At 76.0% G+C, this 17,578-nt stretch carries 16 protein-coding genes and 1 pseudogene; 5 read left to right on the top strand and 12 right to left on the bottom strand.

The window, feature by feature from the left end:
* Window positions 1-57 precede the first annotated feature (57 nt).
* Window positions 58-537: a hemerythrin domain-containing protein gene (locus tag ACWGB8_RS15490; RefSeq protein ID WP_452213895.1), complete on the top strand. Its 480-nt coding sequence runs from the start codon at window positions 58-60 to the stop codon at window positions 535-537.
* 76 nt (window positions 538-613) lie between these two features.
* Here the strand turns inward: ACWGB8_RS15490 and ACWGB8_RS15485 are convergent, their stop codons facing one another.
* From ACWGB8_RS15485 to ACWGB8_RS15435, 11 genes and pseudogenes are all read right to left on the bottom strand, one after another.
* Window positions 614-1,417 (bottom strand): VOC family protein, encoded by an 804-nt coding sequence (locus ACWGB8_RS15485; RefSeq protein WP_452213893.1) that lies wholly within the window; start codon window positions 1,415-1,417, stop codon window positions 614-616.
* Between the two features lie 159 nt (window positions 1,418-1,576).
* Window positions 1,577-3,022, bottom strand: coding sequence for an ABC transporter ATP-binding protein (locus tag ACWGB8_RS15480; protein ID WP_452213892.1), 1,446 nt, complete (start codon window positions 3,020-3,022; stop codon window positions 1,577-1,579).
* The gene (locus tag ACWGB8_RS15475; protein WP_452213891.1) at window positions 3,019-3,918 is read right to left on the bottom strand and encodes an ABC transporter permease subunit; all 900 of its coding nucleotides are present in this window, start codon (window positions 3,916-3,918) and stop codon (window positions 3,019-3,021) included. The genes ACWGB8_RS15480 and ACWGB8_RS15475 overlap by 4 nt, the downstream gene beginning before the upstream one ends.
* A complete protein-coding gene (locus tag ACWGB8_RS15470) occupies window positions 3,915-4,859 on the bottom strand; it encodes an ABC transporter permease (protein ID WP_452213889.1) in 945 nt (314 codons plus the stop codon). Before ACWGB8_RS15470 ends, ACWGB8_RS15475 begins: the two co-directional genes overlap by 4 nt.
* The gene (locus tag ACWGB8_RS15465) at window positions 4,856-6,424 is read right to left on the bottom strand and encodes an ABC transporter substrate-binding protein (RefSeq protein WP_452213887.1); all 1,569 of its coding nucleotides are present in this window, start codon (window positions 6,422-6,424) and stop codon (window positions 4,856-4,858) included. Before ACWGB8_RS15465 ends, ACWGB8_RS15470 begins: the two co-directional genes overlap by 4 nt.
* Window positions 6,421-7,314 carry a class I SAM-dependent methyltransferase gene (locus ACWGB8_RS15460; protein ID WP_452213885.1) on the bottom strand — a complete coding sequence of 298 codons (894 nt, stop codon included), beginning with the start codon at window positions 7,312-7,314 and terminating at the stop codon, window positions 6,421-6,423. Before ACWGB8_RS15460 ends, ACWGB8_RS15465 begins: the two co-directional genes overlap by 4 nt.
* A complete protein-coding gene (locus tag ACWGB8_RS15455) occupies window positions 7,311-8,516 on the bottom strand; it encodes an MFS transporter (RefSeq protein ID WP_452213883.1) in 1,206 nt (401 codons plus the stop codon). The genes ACWGB8_RS15460 and ACWGB8_RS15455 overlap by 4 nt, the downstream gene beginning before the upstream one ends.
* A complete protein-coding gene (locus ACWGB8_RS15450) occupies window positions 8,513-9,610 on the bottom strand; it encodes a dipeptide epimerase (RefSeq protein ID WP_452213882.1) in 1,098 nt (365 codons plus the stop codon). The genes ACWGB8_RS15455 and ACWGB8_RS15450 overlap by 4 nt, the downstream gene beginning before the upstream one ends.
* Before the next feature lie 236 nt (window positions 9,611-9,846).
* Window positions 9,847-10,899 (bottom strand): annotated as a pseudogene (locus tag ACWGB8_RS15445) (pyridoxal-phosphate dependent enzyme); the annotation flags it as partial.
* Entirely contained in the window at window positions 10,896-11,732 is an 837-nt protein-coding gene (locus tag ACWGB8_RS15440) for a Rossmann-like domain-containing protein (RefSeq protein ID WP_452213880.1), read from the bottom strand. The pseudogene ACWGB8_RS15445 and the gene ACWGB8_RS15440, both read right to left, overlap by 4 nt.
* The gene (locus tag ACWGB8_RS15435) at window positions 11,729-13,009 is read right to left on the bottom strand and encodes an ATP-grasp domain-containing protein (RefSeq protein WP_452213878.1); all 1,281 of its coding nucleotides are present in this window, start codon (window positions 13,007-13,009) and stop codon (window positions 11,729-11,731) included. The genes ACWGB8_RS15440 and ACWGB8_RS15435 overlap by 4 nt, the downstream gene beginning before the upstream one ends.
* Before the next feature lie 189 nt (window positions 13,010-13,198).
* On the opposite strand from ACWGB8_RS15435, the gene ACWGB8_RS15430 reads away from it, so the two are divergent.
* Window positions 13,199-13,780 carry a GNAT family N-acetyltransferase gene (locus tag ACWGB8_RS15430; RefSeq protein ID WP_452213877.1) on the top strand — a complete coding sequence of 194 codons (582 nt, stop codon included), beginning with the start codon at window positions 13,199-13,201 and terminating at the stop codon, window positions 13,778-13,780.
* Window positions 13,781-13,888: 108 nt separating this feature from the next.
* Here ACWGB8_RS15430 and ACWGB8_RS15425 read toward each other — a convergent pair whose 3' ends face one another.
* Window positions 13,889-14,341 carry an AtaL-like protein gene (locus tag ACWGB8_RS15425; RefSeq protein ID WP_452213876.1) on the bottom strand — a complete coding sequence of 151 codons (453 nt, stop codon included), beginning with the start codon at window positions 14,339-14,341 and terminating at the stop codon, window positions 13,889-13,891.
* A 137-nt stretch (window positions 14,342-14,478) separates the two neighbouring features.
* On the opposite strand from ACWGB8_RS15425, the gene ACWGB8_RS15420 reads away from it, so the two are divergent.
* From ACWGB8_RS15420 to ACWGB8_RS15410, 3 genes are all read left to right on the top strand, one after another.
* Window positions 14,479-14,934 carry a MarR family winged helix-turn-helix transcriptional regulator gene (locus tag ACWGB8_RS15420; protein WP_452213874.1) on the top strand — a complete coding sequence of 152 codons (456 nt, stop codon included), beginning with the start codon at window positions 14,479-14,481 and terminating at the stop codon, window positions 14,932-14,934.
* Window positions 14,935-15,089: 155 nt separating this feature from the next.
* Window positions 15,090-15,743, top strand: a complete 654-nt coding sequence (locus ACWGB8_RS15415) for a TetR/AcrR family transcriptional regulator (RefSeq protein ID WP_452213872.1) — start codon at window positions 15,090-15,092, stop codon at window positions 15,741-15,743.
* 161 nt (window positions 15,744-15,904) lie between these two features.
* Complete coding sequence (locus tag ACWGB8_RS15410; protein ID WP_452213870.1) at window positions 15,905-17,434, top strand: MFS transporter; 1,530 nt, start codon at window positions 15,905-15,907, stop codon at window positions 17,432-17,434.
* Window positions 17,435-17,578 lie beyond the last annotated feature (144 nt).

Genomic DNA, 17,578 nt, shown 5'->3' with positions numbered 1-17,578 from the left:
GCCCGCGCCGGATACTGGAAGGGCCAGCACCTTTCCGACGAGACGGGCGGGCACACCATGGGCCGCAGGCCGGACATCCTCGGGGAACTCACCGCGGACCACCGCGCCGCGACGGACCTGCTCGACCGGATCGAGGCCGCGCCGCCCGGCGCGCCCGAGCGGTCCGAGCTGCTGGGGCAGCTGACCGACCTGCTGTTCAGCCACTGTGCCGCGGAGGAGGAACACCTGTTCCCGGCCGTCCAGCACGACGTGGGCGACGGCGGGGCACTGGTGTTCGCGGCCATCCACGACCACCTGGGGCTCGGGCAGTACCTCTCCGACCTGCAGGGCCTCTCGCCGGACGAACCCGCCTTCGCCACCCTGCTCGGCGGCCTGGGCCCGCTGGTCCGCCGCCACGTCGCGGCCGAGGAGGAGCAGCTCTACCCGGCCGCCCGGAAGGCCCTGCCCGCCGCCGCCCGCAACGAACTCGCGGACCGGCTGCGCGCCGACCGCACGGCACAGAGCGGCGCCGGCGAGAGCGTGCCCGACCCGTCCTGACACCCGGAAGCGGCGCCGGGCCCGCTCAGCCCTCCGGGCTGCTCACCTCCTGGGGCCGCTCACACCTTGGGGCTGCTCACACCTTGGGGCTGATCACCGCGAACCGGCCGCCCTCCGGGTCCTGCAGCCGCGCCATCCGCCCGTACGGCGTGTCGAAGACCGGCCCGACGGTCGTACCGCCGAGGGAGCGGGCCCGGGCGACGGCCCGGTCGGTGTCCTGCACCGAGAACGAGACCTCCCAGTGCGGGGGCAGCCCGGTCGGGCCGGACTCCTGCTCCCGGGAGAGGGCCGCCACGCTGTGGCCCTCGGCCCGCAGCACCACCCGGTCGTGCTCCCAGCGCACCTCGAAGCGCTCCGGGTCCCGGCCGTCCCAGCGGAACACCTCGCCGTAGAACAGCGCCGCCGCGAACGGGTCCGGGGTGCGCAGCTCGATCCAGACCGGGGCGCCCGGCAGGTCCAGCTTCCGGGCGCGGCCGAGCGGGCCCTCCCAGATGCCGAAGACCGCCCCCTGCTGGTCCGCCGCGAAGGCCACCCGCCCGGCGTCGAACGACAGCGGGCCGACCGCCAGGGTGGCGCCGCGCTCGCGGACGGCGTCGGCGGCGGCATCGGCGCTCTCGGTGCCGAAGTAGCTGGTCCAGGCGACGGGCATGCCGAAGCCGCTGGCCCCGGTGCCGAGCCCGGCGACCGCCTCGCCTCCGGCCACCGCGTGCACGTACGGGCCGAAACGGTCCGGGCCGGGCTCGAACTCCCAGCCGAGCAGCGGGCCGTAGAAGGCCTTCGCCGCGTCGAGGTCGTGCGCCATCAGGCTCACCCAGCACGGCACGGCCGCCACGCAGCGCACCGTGGCGGTCTCACCGCTGCCGGTCCCACCGCTGCCCATCGCGCACCTCCACCCGCCCGGCCGCCGGGCCCCTCCCGGCACCCACGGCCGACGGACCGCCCGGGCGGCTTCAGCCTAGGGCGTGTCCGACACTTCCCGTCGGATCAGCGCGCGGGCGCGGCCGACGGCGCGGGGTGGTCGCCGGGGCGGTACCCGGCCTCACCGCGAGGCGTGGGCGGAGGGTTCCGGGCCCGTGGGGCGGCGGGGCGTCGACGGGCGGCCGGCGGAGAGTTCCAGGACGGCGTCGGCGAGGGCGGCCGTGGCCGGGTCGTGGGTGATGAGGAGCAGGGCGAGGCCGTCGTGGTCGCGGCGTTCGCGCAGGTGGTCGAGGACGGCGGTGCGGGTGGCGGTGTCGAGGCCGGAGGTGATCTCGTCGCAGACCAGGACGGCGGGCCGGACGATCAGGGCCCTGGCGAGGGCGGCGCGCTGGAGTTCGCCGCCGGAGAGCCGACCGGGCGGGCGGTCGGCCTGGCCGGTGGCGAGGCCGAGGCCGGTGAGCAGGGCGAGGGCCTCCGCGCGGGCGGCGGGGGCGGTGAGGCCGCGCAGGCGGACGGCGGCCCGGGCGACCTGGTCGGCGATCGTGCGGTGGTCCGCGAAGGCGGCTCGGGCGTCCTGGAACACGTACTGGACGGCGGCGAGTTGGGCCCGGCTGCGGCGCCGGGTGCTGCGCGGGAGCGGGTGGCCGTCGAGCCGCAGGGTGCCGCGGTGGCGGGTGTGCAGGCCGGCCAGGCAGCGGCCGAGGGTGGTCTTGCCGCTGCCGGAGCGGCCGACCAGGGCCAGGCACTCCCCCGCGTGCAGGGTCAGGGCGACGTCGTGCAGGACGGGTGCGCCGCCGGGGTGGTGGGCGGTGAGCCCGGTGGCCTCCAGCCGGACGGGGCGGTCCGCGGCCCTCCGACGCGGCCCGGGCACGGCCACCGCCCCGGACACGGTGACCGCCCCGGACACAGCGGACGCGGCGAGGACCTCCGCGGGCGGCCCCGAGGCGACCGTCCGGCCCCGGTCCAGCAGCACGGCCTCGTCGGCGAGCTCCCGCACCACGTCCAGGTCGTGGCTGAGCAGGACGAGCCCGAGGCCCTGCTCCGCGAGCCGGGCGAGTTCGGCGGTGAGGAGCCGCTTGGTGGCGGGGTCCTGGCCGGTGGTGGGCTCGTCGGCGATGATCACCCGGGCACCGAGCAGCAGCGCCTGGGCGAGCACCACCCGCTGCTGCTGGCCGCCGGAGAGCTGGTGCGGGTAGCGGCGCAGGACGGCGTCGACGTCGTCGAGCCGGGCCTGCCGCAGGGCCCGGTGGACGGCTTCGGGGCCGCCGCCGGTGCCGCGGGCGATGTCGCGCAGCAGGACGCCGACCCGGCGGACGGGGTTGAGCACGGCGGCGGGGTGCTGCGGCACGTAGCCGATCGGGCCTCCGGCGGTGCTGACCCGGCCGCTGACCAGGGCGCCGGGCGGGTACTCGCCGAGCAGGGCGAGGGCGGTGGTGGTCTTGCCGCTGCCGGAGGGGCCGACCAGGGCGGTGACCCGTCCCGGCCGCACCCGCAGGCGGACGCCGTCGACGAGGGTCCGGCCGCCGGTCTCGATCCGCAGGCCGTCGATCTCGGCCAGGACGGTCATCGCCGTGCCTCCTTCCGCGGCTGCTGGAGGGCCGCGTCGAACAGCAGGTTGGTGCCGGTGGCGAGTCCGGCGACGAGCAGGGCGGGGACGACCACGGCCCAGGGCTGGAGGAGGAGTCCGGGGCGGTTGCGGTCGACCATGACGGCCCAGTCGGCGGCGTCGGGCGGGACGCCGACGCCGAGGAAGGCCGCGGTGCTGACCAGGTGGAGGGCGCCGACCAGCCGGGTGCCGGCGTCGGCGGCGAGGGTGCGCCGGATGGTCCGGGCGACCTGGTCGAGGGCGATCCTGCGCCAGGACTCGCCGTGCAGGCGCAGGGCCTCGACGGCGGGGCGGGCGGCGGCCTCGACGGCGGCGGAGTGCACCACCCGGGCGATGTCGGGGACGGCGGTGAGGGCCACCAGCAGGGCGAGGCCGGCCGGGCCGGGCCGCAGGGCGGTGGCGACCAGCAGAAGGAGCAGCAGCGAGGGCACCGCGATCAGCACGTCGAGGGGGCGCATCAGCAGGTCCTCGACCCAGGGGCGTCCGGTGAGGGCGGCGGCGAGGGCGGGCGGCAGGGCGAGGGCGTAGGCGAGGGCGGTGGCGGCGACGGCGGTCAGGACCACCGAGCGGCCGCCGAGCAGCACCTGGTGCAGGACGTCGCGTCCGGTGAAGTCGGTGCCGAGCCAGTGGCCGTCGCCGAGGGTGTAGGAGACGGCGCGGGGGCCGGGGTCGCCGGCGAGCAGCGGGCCGGCCAGGGCGAGCAGCAGCGGGACGGCGACCAGCGCGGCGCCGAGCGCATACCGGGCGACCGGGCGGCGGACGCGATCGGCCGGACCGCGGCCTGCGGGACCAGGGCCTGCGGGACGACCGGCCGGGCCGCGGGCGGCGGTGGCCGGGCGGCGCGCGAGGGGCTTCATGCGACGGCCTCCGTACGGGGGGCGAGGCGGCGGGCGGCGAGGTCGGCGGCCAGGTTGAGGGCGACGGCGAGCAGGCCGAAGAGGACGGCCAGGCCCTGCACCACGGGGACGTCCCGGGCGGCGACGGCGTCGAGCAGGACGGTACCGAGCCCGGGCACCACGAACAGCGCCTCGGCGACGATCACGCCGCAGAGCAGCCAGTCGGCGGTGCGGGCGAGCTGCTGGACGGCGGGGGCGAGGGCGTTGGGCAGGGCGTGCGCGCGGCGGACCCGTCCGGCGGGCACCCCGCAGCGGCGGGCGTGCACCGCGTAGGGCGCGGCGAGCGCCTCGATCAGGCCGGCCCGGACGAGCCGGGCGATCGAGCAGACCGGGCGGGCCAGCAGGACCAGCACCGGCAGCACCAGGACGGCCGGCTGCTGCCACACCCCGCCGACGGCGGTCGGCGGCAGCCAGCCGAGGTGCAGGGCGAGGACGGCGGTCAGCAGGATCCCGAGGGCGAACTCCGGGACGGCGTAGACCGCGAGCGCGAGGGTGCTGAGGGTGCGGTCGAGCGGTCCGCCCTCGCGGCGGGCGGCGAGCATGCCGAGGCCGACCGCGAGCGGGACGATCAGGGCGAGGGTGAGGGCGGCGAGCAGGAGGGTCGGGGCGAGTCCGTCGGCCAGGTAGTCGGCGACCGGCCGGCCGCTGACCAGGGAGCGGCCGGGGTCGAGACGGGCGAGTCCGGCCAGCCAGTCGAGGAAGCGTTCGGCGGCGGGCCGGTCGAGCTGCATCGCGGTGCGCAGGGCGGCGATCCGCTCCGGGGAGGGGTCGTCGCCGGCGAGGGCGACGGCGGCGTCCCCGGGCAGGGCCTCGGTGAGGGCGAAGACGAGGACCGGTACGGCCGCCGCCTGCCCTGCACCGAGCAGCAGGCGGCGGCCGGTCCAGCGGCGCAGTGGCGTCACGCCAGCCAGACCTTGTCGAAGCGGGCCCAGTCGAGGGTGTTGGCGGGGGCGTCGGAGCGCACGCCGTGCAGGCGGCGGGCGGTGCCGACGATCCAGTCGGCGAAGCCCCAGATCAGGAAGCCGCCCTCGTCGTGGAGGCGGCGCTGCATCCGCTCGTAGAGGGCGGTGCGGGCGGCGGGGTCGGCGGTGGCCTGGGCCTGGGTGTAGAGGTCGTCGAAGTCGCGGTGGCGCCAGTGGGTGGCGTTGGTGGTGGAGCCGGTGAGCAGCCGCTGCGAGAGGTGGGACTCGACGGGCAGGGCGCCGGAGCGGTAGGAGGCGAGCACGCCGCCGTCCAGGATGTCCTTCCAGTAGGTGTCCTTGTTGCCGACCCTGACCTCGACGGTGATGCCGGCCCGGGCGGCCTGCTCCTTGAGGATGCCGGCGGCCTCGACGAAGCCGGGGGCGACCGGGGAGGTGTCGAGGGTGACCCTGAGCTGCTCGGCGCCGGCCTCGCGGAGCAGGGCGCGGGCCCGGTCGAGGTCCTGGGTGCGCTGCGGCAGGTCGGCGGGGTAGTACTGGGCGCCCTTGCCGAAGACGTCGTTGCCGATCTCGCCGGCGCCGGAGAGGGCGCCGTCGACGAGTTCCCTGCGGTCGACGAGGTGGAAGAACGCCTGGCGGACCCTCTTGTCGTCGAAGGGCGGGCGGTCGGTCTTCATGACGAAGCCCTGCATGGCGCTGTTGCGCAGCCGGACGATGCCGATCCGGCCCCTGCCCTCGTGGGCGCGGGCGGTGGCGGGGGCGAGTTCGTGGGCGTACTCGGCCTGGCCGCCGAGCAGGGCGTTGACCCGGGCGGACTCCTCGTTGGCGACCAGGATCTCCAGCTCGTCGAGGTGCGGGGCGCCGTCCCAGTGGTCGGGGTTGCGCCGCACGAGCAGGGAGCTGCCGGGGGTGAACGAGACGAAGGAGAACGGGCCGCTGCCGACCGGCCGGGTGAAGTCCTCGGTGCCCTCGGGGACGATGTACGCGCCGAACGCGGCCAGGACGTTGGGGAATTCGGCGTAGGGGCGCTTGAGGCGGAACTCGACGGTGCCCGGGTCGACGGCGCGGCTGGCGGCGAGGTCGACCGGTTCCAGGGAGGCCTTGGCGCGGAACGCCCGTTTGGGGTCGGCGATCCGGCGGTAGCTGTACAGCACGTCGGCGGCGGTGACGGGGCGGCCGTCGTGGAAGGCGGCGCGGCGCAGCCGTACCGTCCACACGTCGAGGCCGGCGTTGGGCTCCCAGCCGCTCGCCAGGCGGGGGACGGCCGCGAGGTCGGCGCCGGAGTCGGCGAGCTTGTCGTAGAGGGCCTTGGCGCGGGCCGCGTCGGCGAAGAGGTTGGTGAGGTGGGGGTCGAGGGTCTCGTTGGCACCGCCGCCGGCGAAGACGGCGCGCAGCCGTCCGCCGGGCTTGGGGCTCGCGGCGGCGGCACCGTCGGCGGCGGGGGGTGTGGCCGGGGAGCAGGCGGTCAGGCCGAGGACGGTCAGGCCGAGGGTGCCGCCGGCGGCGAGCAGGGTGCGGCGGGCGAGGGGGTGGGTCACGGTGCTCAACTGCCTTCGGTGGGGCTGCCGGTGGGTCTGGCGCTGGCGGTGGATCCGGTACGGCCGGCGGGCCCGGCACTGCCGGTGGGTCCGGTACCGGCGGTGGGCCCGGTGCTGCCGGTGAGTCTGGCGACCAGGTGGATGCGGTCGGCGTCGGCGGTGTCGGCGGGCCGGTCGCCGTCCTGCCAGGGGGGTTCGGTGCGCGGGCCGGGCCGGTCGTAGAGGGCGAGGACCTCGAAGCCGTTCGCGGCGAGGACGTAGCGCAGTTCCTGCGGGAGGAGCAGCCGCCAGGCGGAGTGCTGTTCGACCGGCGGGGTCCCGTCGTCGGCGGTCCAGATCCGGGTGCGGCGCAGGAGTTGGGCGGGGTGGTCGATCCACAGGGTGGTGTGCGAGGTGCGGGTGGTGCCGTCGTGGGTGACGGTGTGGGTGCTGGGGGCGTCCAGGAGTTCGGTGCGGCCGAGGAAGAAGGCGCCGTTGCGCATCTCGGCGACCAGCAGGCCGCCGGGCCGCAGGTGGGCGCGGAGCCGGCCGAGCACGGCGTCGAGGTCGTGGTTGGTGTGGCAGTGGAGCAGGGCGCTGTCGAGGCAGAGGGCGGCGTCGAAGCGGCGGCCGAGGTCGAACGCGCGCATGTCGCCGAGGCGGTAGTCCGGGCCGGGGTGGCGGCTGCGGGCGTACGCGATCATCGCCGGGGAGCTGTCCAGGCCGGTGACGGTGCGGCCGGCGGTGCGGTGCAGCCAGGCGGCGTCGCGGCCGGTGCCGCAGCCGAGGTCGAGCAGCTCCGGGCCGGCGCCGTGCGCCCGCAGGACGGATTCGGCCCAGCGGGCGGCCGTGCGGTCGGGGTCGGGGAAGCGCAGTTCGTACAGCTCGGGGGTGTCGGTGAGCAGGTTTCCGGCAGTCATCGGGCCTCGCTGGGGGTGAGGGGGTGCGGTCGGGGGATGCGGCCGGTACGGCGCAGGTGGGTGAGGGCGGCGGCGGAGCCGAGGCCGAGGGCGCAGCAGAGCAGCCAGGGGGCGGCGGGGGCGGTGTCCATGGCGTGGCCGACGGCCGCGTTGCCGAGGGCGGCGGCGAGGCCGGAGACGACGTAGTAGAGGCCGTAGTAGGTGCCGGTGAGGCCGTCCCCGGCGAAGGCGGGTATCAGTTCCATGACGAAGGGCTGGGCGGTCATCAGGCCGAGTTGGAGCAGCAGGACGCCGGTGAGGACGCCGGGCAGGCCGGGGGCGGCGAGCGGGACGAGGAAGCCGGTGCCGGCGGTGGCGAGTCCGGTGGCGATCCAGCGGGCGGGGTCGGCGTACTGCTTGAGCCGGTCGGTGATGCGCAGTTGGAGGGTGAGGTTGGCGAGGGTGGAGGTGAGGAAGACCAGGCCGACGGCGCCGGTCCAGCCGGTGGCACGGCGGGCGGCGTCGGGCAGCAGCAGGTAGAGCTGGTTCTCCATGCCGTACAGGCCGACCATGGCGAGGGCGAAGGCGAGGAAGCGGCGGTCGGTGGCGACGGTGCGCCAGTCGGCGAGGACGCCGCGCTCGGGCGGGCGGACGGGGTGGGCGGGCAGGACGAGGGCCTGGGCGACGGTGAGCAGGGCGAAGATCCCGGCGGCGGTGAGGGCGGCGGCCCGGAAGTCGACCAGCAGGAGGAGGCTGCCGAGCAGCGGTCCGGCCAGGGCGCCGGTGGTGGCGAAGACGTTGAACAGGGCGAAGGCCTCGGCCCTGCGGTCGTCGGCCCGGTGGGCGAGGTAGGTGCGGACGGCGGGGTTGAACAGGGCGCCGGCCAGGCCGCTGAGCGCGGAGGCGGCGAGCAGGACGGCGAGGCCGTCGCCGAGGGCGAACAGGCCGAAGCCGACGGTGCGCAGGGCGCAGCCGGCGATGATGACGCCGCGGGCGCCGAGCCGGTCGGCGGCCGAGCCGCCGATGATGAACAGGCCCTGCTGGCTGAGGTTGCGCACGCCCAGGACGATGCCGACGGCGGCGGCGGTGAGCCCGAGGTCCTGGGTGAGGTGTCCGGCGAGGTACGGGACGAGCAGGTAGAAGCCGGTGTTGACGCCGAGTTGGTTGACCAGCAGCAGCCGTACGGGCAGCGGGAAGGTCCGTACGGCGCGCAGTATCCTCACCGGCCGGCCGCCCGGGGGCCGGGGTCCGGGGCGGCGCGCGGGCCGGCGTGCGGGCCCGGGTGGGGCAGTACGCCGAGGCCGCCGCGGTCGGCGGTGCGGACGGTGCCGTCGGTGCCGCCGATGCCCTGCCAGGGGTCGTGGGCGAGCAGCAGGTGGCCGTCGAGGTCGACCCAGCGGGCCCGGTCGGCGAGGTGGACGGCGGGGGCGATGCCGAGCGAGCTGGCGGCGAGGCAGCCGAGCATGAGGTCGGTGCCGCTGCCCCGGAGGGCGGCCTGGATCCGGAGCACCTGGTGGACGCCGCCGCATTTGGCGAGTTTGAGGTTGATGCCGTGGACGCGGCCGGCCAGCCGCAGGGCGTCCTCGTGGTCGACGGCGTCCTCGTCGGCGATGACCGGCAGCGGGGAGCGTTCGGCGACCTCGGCGAGGGCGTCGGGGGTGCCGGGGGCGATGGGCTGTTCGACGGCCTCGACGCCGAGGTCGGCGAAGCCGGGGAGCAGGTCGAGGGCCTGGGCCGGGGTCCAGGCGCCGTTGGGGTCGAGCAGCAGGCGGACACCGGGGGCGGCCTCGCGGACGGCGCGGACCCGGGCGAGGTCCTCGGCCGGGTCGGGGCTGCCGGCCTTGATCTTGAGCAGGCGGAAGCCGGCGGCGGCCAGCCGGTCGGCGCGGACGGCGGCGAGCGCCGGGTCGCAGATGCCGATGGTGCGGGCGGTCTGGGCGGCGATCGGGGCGAGGGAGCCGAGGAGTTGGTGGACGGGGGCGCCGGCCCGCTTGCCGACCAGGTCGAGCAGGGCGGCCTCGACGGCGGCGAGGACGCCGGCCGGGAGCTCCTTGAAGCGGGCGTCGCCGCGCTGGAGTTCGACCAGGGCCTGCTCGGGGTCGGGGAAGCGTTCCAGGGCGGGCCGGAGGGCGTCGAGTTCGCGCAGGATGCGGCCGGTCGGCAGCCGCAGGTGGGCGCTGCTGACGGCCTCGCCGTGGCCGGTGAGGCCGCCGTGGCGCAGGGCGAGCAGGACGGCGTCGCGGTGCGCCATGACCGAGCGGGAGATCCGCAGCGGTTCGGTCAACTCCAACCGGGTGGTGCTGACGTCGAGCCTCATCGGCGCTCCCTGGGGCGGTCGTCGGAACAGCGGGTGTCGGTACGGCGCTCGTCGGTACGGCGCTCAGCGGTGCGGCGCTCGTCGGTGCGGCGCTCGTCGGTACGGCGGTCCTCGGAACAGCGGGCGGGTACCGGCAGGACGGCGGCGCGGGTCGGCTCGGCGGCACGGACGGGCGCGGCGGTGCGGGCCGGCACCGGGGCGGCGCTCGCGGCGAGCGGCGTCGGGCCGTTCGGCGCGGGGTCGGTGACCGTGCGGCAGCGGGCCCAGCCGGTGACCTCGACCGCGCCGGGGTGCGGGATCTCGATCGGCCGCGGTGCGGCCCGCTCCGGCAGCAGGCCGTGCCGCACGCAGTAGTCGTCGTCGTAGACGGTGCCCAGGTAGCGGTGCGGGCCGTCCGGGAAGACGGTGGCGACGGCGGCGCCGGGGTGGACCCGGGCGGCCCAGGCGGCGACCAGGGCGACCGCCCCGGTGGACCAGCCGCCGCTGACGAAGCAGCCCCGGGCGAGTCGGCGGCAGGCGTCGACGGCCTCGGCGGGGCCGACCCAGTGGACCTCGTCGAAGGCGTGGTGGGCGACGTTGCGCGGGTGGATGGAGCTGCCGAGGCCGCGCATCAGGCGGGGCCGGGCGGGCTGGCCGAAGATGGTGGAGCCGACCGAGTCGACGCCGATGACGGTGAGTCCCGGCCAGCGGCGGCGCAGCGGTTCGGCGAGGCCGGCGCTGTGGCCGCCGGTGCCGACGCTGCACACCAGGACGTCGAGGTGGTCGAGTTCGGCGGCGAACTCCTGGGCCATGGCGTGGTAGCCGGCCGCGTTGTCGGGGTTGTTGTACTGGTCGGGCCAGTAGGCGTCGGGCAGCCGGTCCAGCACCTCGTGCAGCCGGGCGAGCCGGGCGGCCTGCCAGCCGCCCTCGGCGGCGGGCCGGTCGACGAGCTCCAGGCGGGCGCCGTACGAGTGGAGCAACTGCCGCATGGCGGGTTCGAGTTCGGTGTCGCCGACGAGGACGACGGGGTGTCCGAGGGCCTGTCCGGCGAAGGCGAGGCCGATCCCGAGCGTTCCGGAGGTGGACTCCACCACGGTGGCGCCGGGCCGGAGTTCGCCGCGGGCGTGGGCGCCGCGCAGCATGGCGACGGCGGAGCGGGCCTTCATGCCGCCCGCGCCGAGGCATTCGAGTTTGGCCCAGAAGCCGGGGTGCGGGTGCGGCAGCGGGGTGCGGATGCGGGCGAGCGGGGTGCGGCCGAGCAGGGGCAGCAGGTCGGGGTTGCCGGTGGCGGCGGAGAGCAGGGCGGTCACCGGGTGCCACCGCCGTAGAGGTGGAGGGTGCTGGGGCCGCCGTCGAGCCAGAAGAACGGGTACGGTTCGGCGCTGACCGCGCTGACGCCCCCGCCGATCAGCAGGGGCAGCACGGCGCTGCCGCTCTGGGCGAAGAGCACCAGCGGTTTGCCCGTGGCGCGGGCGTGGGCGAGCAGCGGGTCGAGGGTGCCGTTGCCGAGGGTCATGCCGGAGGCGAGGACGGCGTCGCACTGCGCGAGGTGGGCGGCGGCGTCGGGGTGCACGGGTTCGCCCCATTCGGTGCTGCCGCCCTTGAGGTCGCAGGCGGTGTACCCGATCCCCCGCGAACGCAGGCTCTCCAGGAGGGAGTTGACCACGCCGACGACCAGGACGCGGCGCACCCGGCCGGCCGGGAGCAGGCCGGTGACGGCGTCGGCGCGGGCGCGGGACTTCTGCAGCGAGCTGCCGGCGGGCAGCCGGTGGGGGCGGGCGCCGGTGGCGGGGCCGTGCGGGCGGCAGTCCTGGAGGTAGGCGTCGAGGGCGGCGGTCCGGACGGCGGCGAGCGGGTGGCCGAGCAGGTCGGCGACGGTCGCGCCGACGCATTCGGCGAGGGCGCCGGGGGGCAGTTCGCCGGGTTCGACGGCGCAGGAGCCGACGGCGGCGCCGATCCGCAGGCTGAGCACCTCGTTGCGGTAGCCGCGGGCACGGCCCTCGTGGCGGACGGCCTGACTGGTGGTGAAGGCGAGCGCGATGCGGCGGCCGGCCGGGTCGGGCCCGTACGCGCCGGCGCGGGCGCGGTCGGCGAGCACCGCCAGGGCGGGGGCGGTGGTCCCGACGGCGGTCGGGCCGCTCATGCGGACACCGCCGAGGGCTCCGGACAGTAGCGGGGGGTGAGGGAGGCGAGCAGCTTCTCGGCGGTGCGGCGGGCGCCCGCCCCGCCGGTGTCGGCGGTCATGACGTGGCCGAGGTACTCGTTGTTGCTGGTGGCGGCGCGGACCCGGCGGCCGGCGCCGGCGAGGGTGAGCTCGATGACCGCCGGGTCGCGGCGGACCTCGTCGTCGCCGTCGAAGCCGTCGAGCACGCCGTCGCGGCCGGGCACCAGGAAGGCGATGGCGGCGCTGGCGACGCCGGTGGGGTGGACGGCGAGGTCGGGCTCGCGGCCGAGGGCGACGTCCACGCAGGCGGCGGCGAGGTCGATGCCGGTGACCCGGCGGACGAGTTCGGTGATCCGGTTGCCGGCCGGGCGGGGGTTGACCTCGACGACCCGGGGGCCGGCCGGGGTGAGCTTGATCTCGGTGTGCGCGACGACCGCGTCCAGGCCGAGGGCCGTGATCGCGGCGGCGGCGGTGTCGACCGCGGCGCGGGCGTCGGCGGCGGTGAGGGCGGCGGGGAACATGTGGCCGGTCTCGACGAAGGCGGGCGCGCCGCCGAGGCTCTTGTCGGTGACCCCGACGACATGGGTGGTGCCCGCGGCGGTGACGGTCTCGACGCTGACCTCGGGCCCGGTGAGGAGTTCCTCCAGCAGGACGGCGGGCTCCCGGCGCTGGCCGCGGGCGTTGACCGGGAAGTCGGCCAGCGCGCGTAGGGCGGCGTCGAGTTCGCGTTCGTCGGCGACGGCGCGCACGAGCATCCCGGCGCACAGGTCGACCGGTTTGACGACCAGCGGGTAGCCGAGGGTGCGGGCGGCGGCGAGGGCCTGTTCGCGGTCGCCGCACAGGGCGTACGCGGGCCCGGGGACGCCGGCCGCGGCGAGGGTGCGGCGGGTGAGGTCCTTGCGGCAGGCGGCGGTGACGGCCTCCGGGTCGGGCCCGGGCAGGCCGAGCCGGCGGGCGACCCGGGCGACGGCGGGCAGGTAGTAGTCGCAGGAGGAGAGCACCCCGTCGAAGCCGAGCACCCGGTGCAGCCGTTCGGCGTACGGGAGCAGGACGGCGTCGTCGTTGGTGTCGGCGGTGAGGATGTTCTCGGCGGCGAGGAGCGGGTGCGGTCCGTCGGCGAACGCGCCGGGGGCGCGCAGGTAGTGGTGCAGGTCGCGGGTGAGGAAGGTGAAGCGGTGGCCGCCTTCCCCCAGCGCCCTGGGCAGGAGCCTGCTCATGGAGCCGACCCAGCTCTCGATGACCAACAGATGCGCCACGGCTCTCCCTCTTCGGCGGGCCGGAGCAGGCCGGTCCGGCCCGTTCTCGGCCACGGCGGGCTTCGACAGGGAGGAACTTAACGGCATCCGTTTTCATTTTCAACATGCCGGGACGGATCGCCAGATGAAAGTCGTTTTCATGTACGCTACAGGCCCCACCCCCGCGCCGCCACCCTTGGGAGCAATCCGATGAATGATCTGATTGACCGTCAATTCCGCTACGAGTGCCGCCCCGCACGCCCGGAGGACGTCCCCGGGGCACGCCGGCTGATCCTCGACACGCTGTACCGCGAGTTCGGCTACGGCTACGTCCCCGAGTGGCACGCCGACGTGGTCGACCTCCAGGCGCACTACGTCGACCACCCCCGGCACACCCTGCTGGTCGCCGTCCGCGGCGGCGAGGTGGTCGCCACCACCGCCCTGCACTCCACCGGCCCCGCGCACCCCCCGCACCCGCGGCACCTGGTCAAGCGCTACCCGTCCGGGACGACCGCCCAGCTGGTCCGGGTGTACGTCCGCGCGGAGCACCGCCGGCACGGGCTGGCCCGCGAACTCGTCCGACTGGCCTGCGACTTCGCCGCCGAGGAGGGCGGCTACGAGCGGCTCTACCTGCACACCAACACCCGGATCCCGGGCGCCGAGCCGTTCTGGCGCAGCCTCGCCCGGGAGGTGTACGACGCCCGGCCGAGCGGCGAGCACGGGCCGGGGGTCGCCACCGTCCACTTCGAGATCCCGCTGCACCGCCCGGCGCTGGTCCGGACCCCGGCCTGAACCCCGGGCGCCGACCCGACCGCGGCCGCCCGCCCGGACTCCGGGCCCCACACCCCTGCACGCCTGCACCCCCGCGGCCCAACCCGACCCGGCCCGGCGGCGCGCACCTCAGCCCCGGGCGGCGACGGCCTCGCGGGTGAGCGCCAGCGTGGTGGCGAGGGCGAGCAGGTAGCCGGACCGCATCCGCTCGGCGTCCTCGTCGCCGACCTCCCGGCCGTGCAGCTCCAGCTCGGCCCGGAAGGTGAGGGTCAGGCCGTCCTCGCCCTCGTCGATGTCGTTGTGGATCACCCAGGTGGCGGCCTCGTCGTCGCGGTGGAAGCTGACCCGCCGCTGCGGGTGGAACACCACCCGCTCGACCAGCCGCTCACCGTGGAAGGACACCTCGCGCACCAGGCCGTCGGCGGTGCGCTCCAGCACGGTGCACTCCTCCATCGCCGCGACGTACGGCACCGCGTTCTCGGCCTTGCGGAGCAGTCCGCCCCAGACGTCCTCGCGGGTGAGCGGCACCTGCTCCGGGCGGGCGGGGTCGTTGACGGGCACGGTCGCGCTGACGACACGCATGGCGGAACCTCCGGGATCGGCGGCGGATCATGCGCCGCGGCGATTGCTTGTACGGCCAATTAAAAGTCTGCCCATAGCCGCAGGCAAGCCCTTCCGGAAGAAATCTTTGGCCGGACAAGTACCGATAGAGTGGAGCCGTGAGCGATCAGAACCCCCTCGCCGGCGCCGGCGACACCAGCCAGGCCATCGCCCGGGTCGCCCGCCTGCACCGGGCCACCGCCGAACGACTGCTGCGCCCCTCGGGCCTGCACGCCGGGCAGGAGCTGCTGATGATGATGCTCTGGGACGAGGGGCCGCTGCCGCAGAGCGCCCTGATCGAGCGGCTCGGCCTGGACGCCTCGACGGTGACGCGGATGGTGCAGCGCCTGGAGCAGGCCGGCTTCGTCCGGCGGCGGCGCAGCGAGAGCGACCGCCGCGCGGCGGTGGTCGAGGCGACCACCGCCGCCCGCGCCCTGCAGGACTCGATCGCCGGCGCCTGGCTGCAACTGGAGGAGCTCACCCTCGCCGGCCTGGACGAGGAGGAGCGCGCGACCCTGCACCGACTGCTCGGCCGGGTCGAGGCCAACCTCGCCCAGCCGCCGAAGACGGCGTGACGCAGGTCACACCGGAAGCCGAAATTTCCGGGGAGGAAATCCCCGTTTACCCCTCCGTACGACGAAGCGGGGAGAACTTCCCCGCATCGCCGGTACCGATCGACCCGGCTCGCGCGGACCGCCCCGCGAGCACCGGTACCCAGGAGGAGAGTCCCGTGACCGCCACCGCCGCCCGGCCGACGGCCGCCCGCACGCCCAAGCTGCGTGCCGACGCGACCCGCAACCGCGAGCGGATCGTCCAGGCGGCCCGCGAGGTCTTCGTCGAGCACGGCGCCGACGCCCCGCTCGACGAGATCGCCAAGCGGGCCGGCGTGGGCAACGCGACGCTGTACCGGAACTTCCCGGACCGCGTCACGCTGATCCGCGAGGTGGTGCTGCTGGTCAAGGGCCGCGTCCTGGCGGCCGCCGAGACCGCACCCGCGGAGAGCACCGGCCCGTTCGACGCCCTGCAGCGCTTCGCGCACGCGGCGGTGGACGAGCAGGCCGGGGCGCTCTGCCCGCTGCTGAGCAACCGGCTCGACCCCGAGGACCCCGCCCTGGTCGAGGCCCGCGAGCGGCTCACCGCCGCCGTCGGCGCCCTGCTGGAGCGGGCGCAGCTGGCCGGCGAGGTCCGGCCGGACGTCGCGCAGACCGACCTCTTCATCGCCATCAGCCAGCTGACCCGGCCGCTGCCGGGCAGCGCCTGCCTGCCGATCGGCGAGTTCGTCCACCGGCACCTGCAGCTGTTCCTGGACGGCATGCGGGCGCCCGCCCGTTCGGTCCTGCCCGGCCGGGCCGCGACCTTCGAGGACTTCCTCCCCCGGACCTGACCCGAGCCCGTACCCGACCCGGCGACCGGGCCCCTGAACCCCCGGTTCTGAGCCGATCCGGCCGTCCCGAGCCACGGTCCCGAGCCGGACCCGACCCCGAGAACGTTCGACCACGCACCGACCGCCCCGCCCGAGCCACGCACCGTGAAGTGAGTACCCCCATGCCCGAAACCGCCGTCAAGGCGACCCGCCAGCCCGATCCGCGGCGCTGGACGGCGCTGATCTTCATCGGCCTCGCCCAGCTGATGGTCGTGCTCGACGCCACCATCGTGAACATCGCCCTCCCCTCCGCCCAGACCGACCTCGGCATCTCCGACGGCAACCGCCAGTGGGTCATCACCGCCTACGCGCTCGCCTTCGGCGGACTGCTGCTCTTCGGCGGCCGGATCGCCGACCTGTGGGGCCGCAAGCGGACCTTCGTGGTCGGCCTGGCCGGCTTCGCCGCGGCCTCCGCGCTCGGCGGCGCCGCGGCCAACACCGCGATGCTGCTCGGCGCCCGCGCCCTCCAGGGCGTCTTCGGCGCGCTGCTGGCGCCCGCCGCCCTGTCGCTGCTCGCCGTCATGTTCACCGAGGCCAAGGAGCGCGCCAAGGCGTTCGGCATCTTCGGCGCCATCGCCGGCGGTGGCGGCGCGATCGGCCTGATCCTCGGCGGACTGCTGACCGAGTACCTCAACTGGCGCTGGACCTTCTTCGTCAACATCCCGTTCGCCGTGGTCGCCGCCGTCGGCGCCGTCCTGGTGATCCGCGAACCCGCCGAGGGCCGCAACCGCGACCGCCTCGACATCCCCGGCGTGCTGCTGGTCACCGCCGGCCTGGTCGCCCTGGTGTACGGCTTCACCCGCGCCGAGTCGGACGGCTGGGCCTCCGGCATGACGCTCGGCATGTTCGCCGCCTCGGCCGTCCTGCTGGCCGCCTTCGTGGTGGTCGAGAAGGTCGTGAAGACGCCGCTGCTGCCGCTGCGCGTCCTGCTGGACCGCAACCGCGGCGGGGTCTACCTGTCGCTCGGCCTGGCCGTGATCGGGATGTTCGGCCTGTTCCTGTTCCTGACCTTCTACCTGCAGGTCGTCCTCGGCTACAGCCCCGTGGTCAGCGGCCTGGCCTTCCTGCCGATGGTGGCGGGCATGATCGTCGGCTCGACCCAGATCGGCGCCCGGCTGATGACCCGGGTCCCGGCCCGGTACCTGATGGCGCCCGGCTTCCTGGTCGCCTCGCTCGGCCTGCTGATCCTCACCCAGATCGAGCTGGACAGCTCCTACCCGGCGCTGATCCTGCCCGGTCTGGTGCTGATGGGCCTCGGCATGGGCACCGCGTTCATGCCGGCCATGAGCCTGTCGACGCACGGCGTCCAGCCGCGCGACGCCGGGGTGGCCTCCGCCATGGTCAACACCTCCCAGCAGGTCGGCGGTGCGATCGGCACCGCCCTGCTCAACACCATCGCCGCCAGCGCCACCGCCACGTACGCCGCCTCGCACGCGGTGACCGGCGCGGTGGAGCCGGCCGCGGCCCGGGCCCTGCAGTTCCAGAGCCTGGTACACGGCTACTCCACCGCCATCTGGTGGTCCTTCGGGATCCTGCTGGCCGCCGCCGCGATCGCCTTCGTGCTGATCAACGCCGGCCGCCCGAACGGTGCGGGCGTGGTGGCCGGCTCGGGCGCCGGTGAGGCGAACGAGGTGCCGGTGCTGGTGCACTGACGCCGAGGGGCTGCGCGGCTCCCCTCCCGAGGACGACGGCCCGTCCGGTGGACCCCACCGGGCGGGGCGGCGCCGGGGCCCCCCCCCCCCCAGCCCCCCCGGGGGGCCCCCCCCCCGGGGGACGGGGGGGGGGGCCCGGGGTGT

The organism is Kitasatospora sp. NPDC054939 (assembly GCF_053610105.1).
Note: the sequence above shows the minus strand (reverse complement) of the source record. Positions and strands in the feature narration are given on the sequence as shown.

What these genes read in the sequence shown, in the direction of transcription:
- ACWGB8_RS15490 (WP_452213895.1), top strand. Translation starts at nt 58, where the DNA reads ATGGGCCGCAGGCCGGACATCCTCGGGGAACTCACCGCGGACCACCGC.
- ACWGB8_RS15485 (WP_452213893.1), bottom strand. Translation starts at nt 1,417, where the DNA reads ATGGGCAGCGGTGGGACCGGCAGCGGTGAGACCGCCACGGTGCGCTGC.
- ACWGB8_RS15480 (WP_452213892.1), bottom strand. Translation starts at nt 3,022, where the DNA reads ATGACCGTCCTGGCCGAGATCGACGGCCTGCGGATCGAGACCGGCGGC.
- ACWGB8_RS15475 (WP_452213891.1), bottom strand. Translation starts at nt 3,918, where the DNA reads ATGAAGCCCCTCGCGCGCCGCCCGGCCACCGCCGCCCGCGGCCCGGCC.
- ACWGB8_RS15460 (WP_452213885.1), bottom strand. Translation starts at nt 7,314, where the DNA reads ATGACTGCCGGAAACCTGCTCACCGACACCCCCGAGCTGTACGAACTG.
- ACWGB8_RS15450 (WP_452213882.1), bottom strand. Translation starts at nt 9,610, where the DNA reads ATGAGGCTCGACGTCAGCACCACCCGGTTGGAGTTGACCGAACCGCTG.
- ACWGB8_RS15440 (WP_452213880.1), bottom strand. Translation starts at nt 11,732, where the DNA reads ATGAGCGGCCCGACCGCCGTCGGGACCACCGCCCCCGCCCTGGCGGTG.
- ACWGB8_RS15430 (WP_452213877.1), top strand. Translation starts at nt 13,199, where the DNA reads ATGAATGATCTGATTGACCGTCAATTCCGCTACGAGTGCCGCCCCGCA.
- ACWGB8_RS15425 (WP_452213876.1), bottom strand. Translation starts at nt 14,341, where the DNA reads ATGCGTGTCGTCAGCGCGACCGTGCCCGTCAACGACCCCGCCCGCCCG.
- ACWGB8_RS15410 (WP_452213870.1), top strand. Translation starts at nt 15,905, where the DNA reads ATGCCCGAAACCGCCGTCAAGGCGACCCGCCAGCCCGATCCGCGGCGC.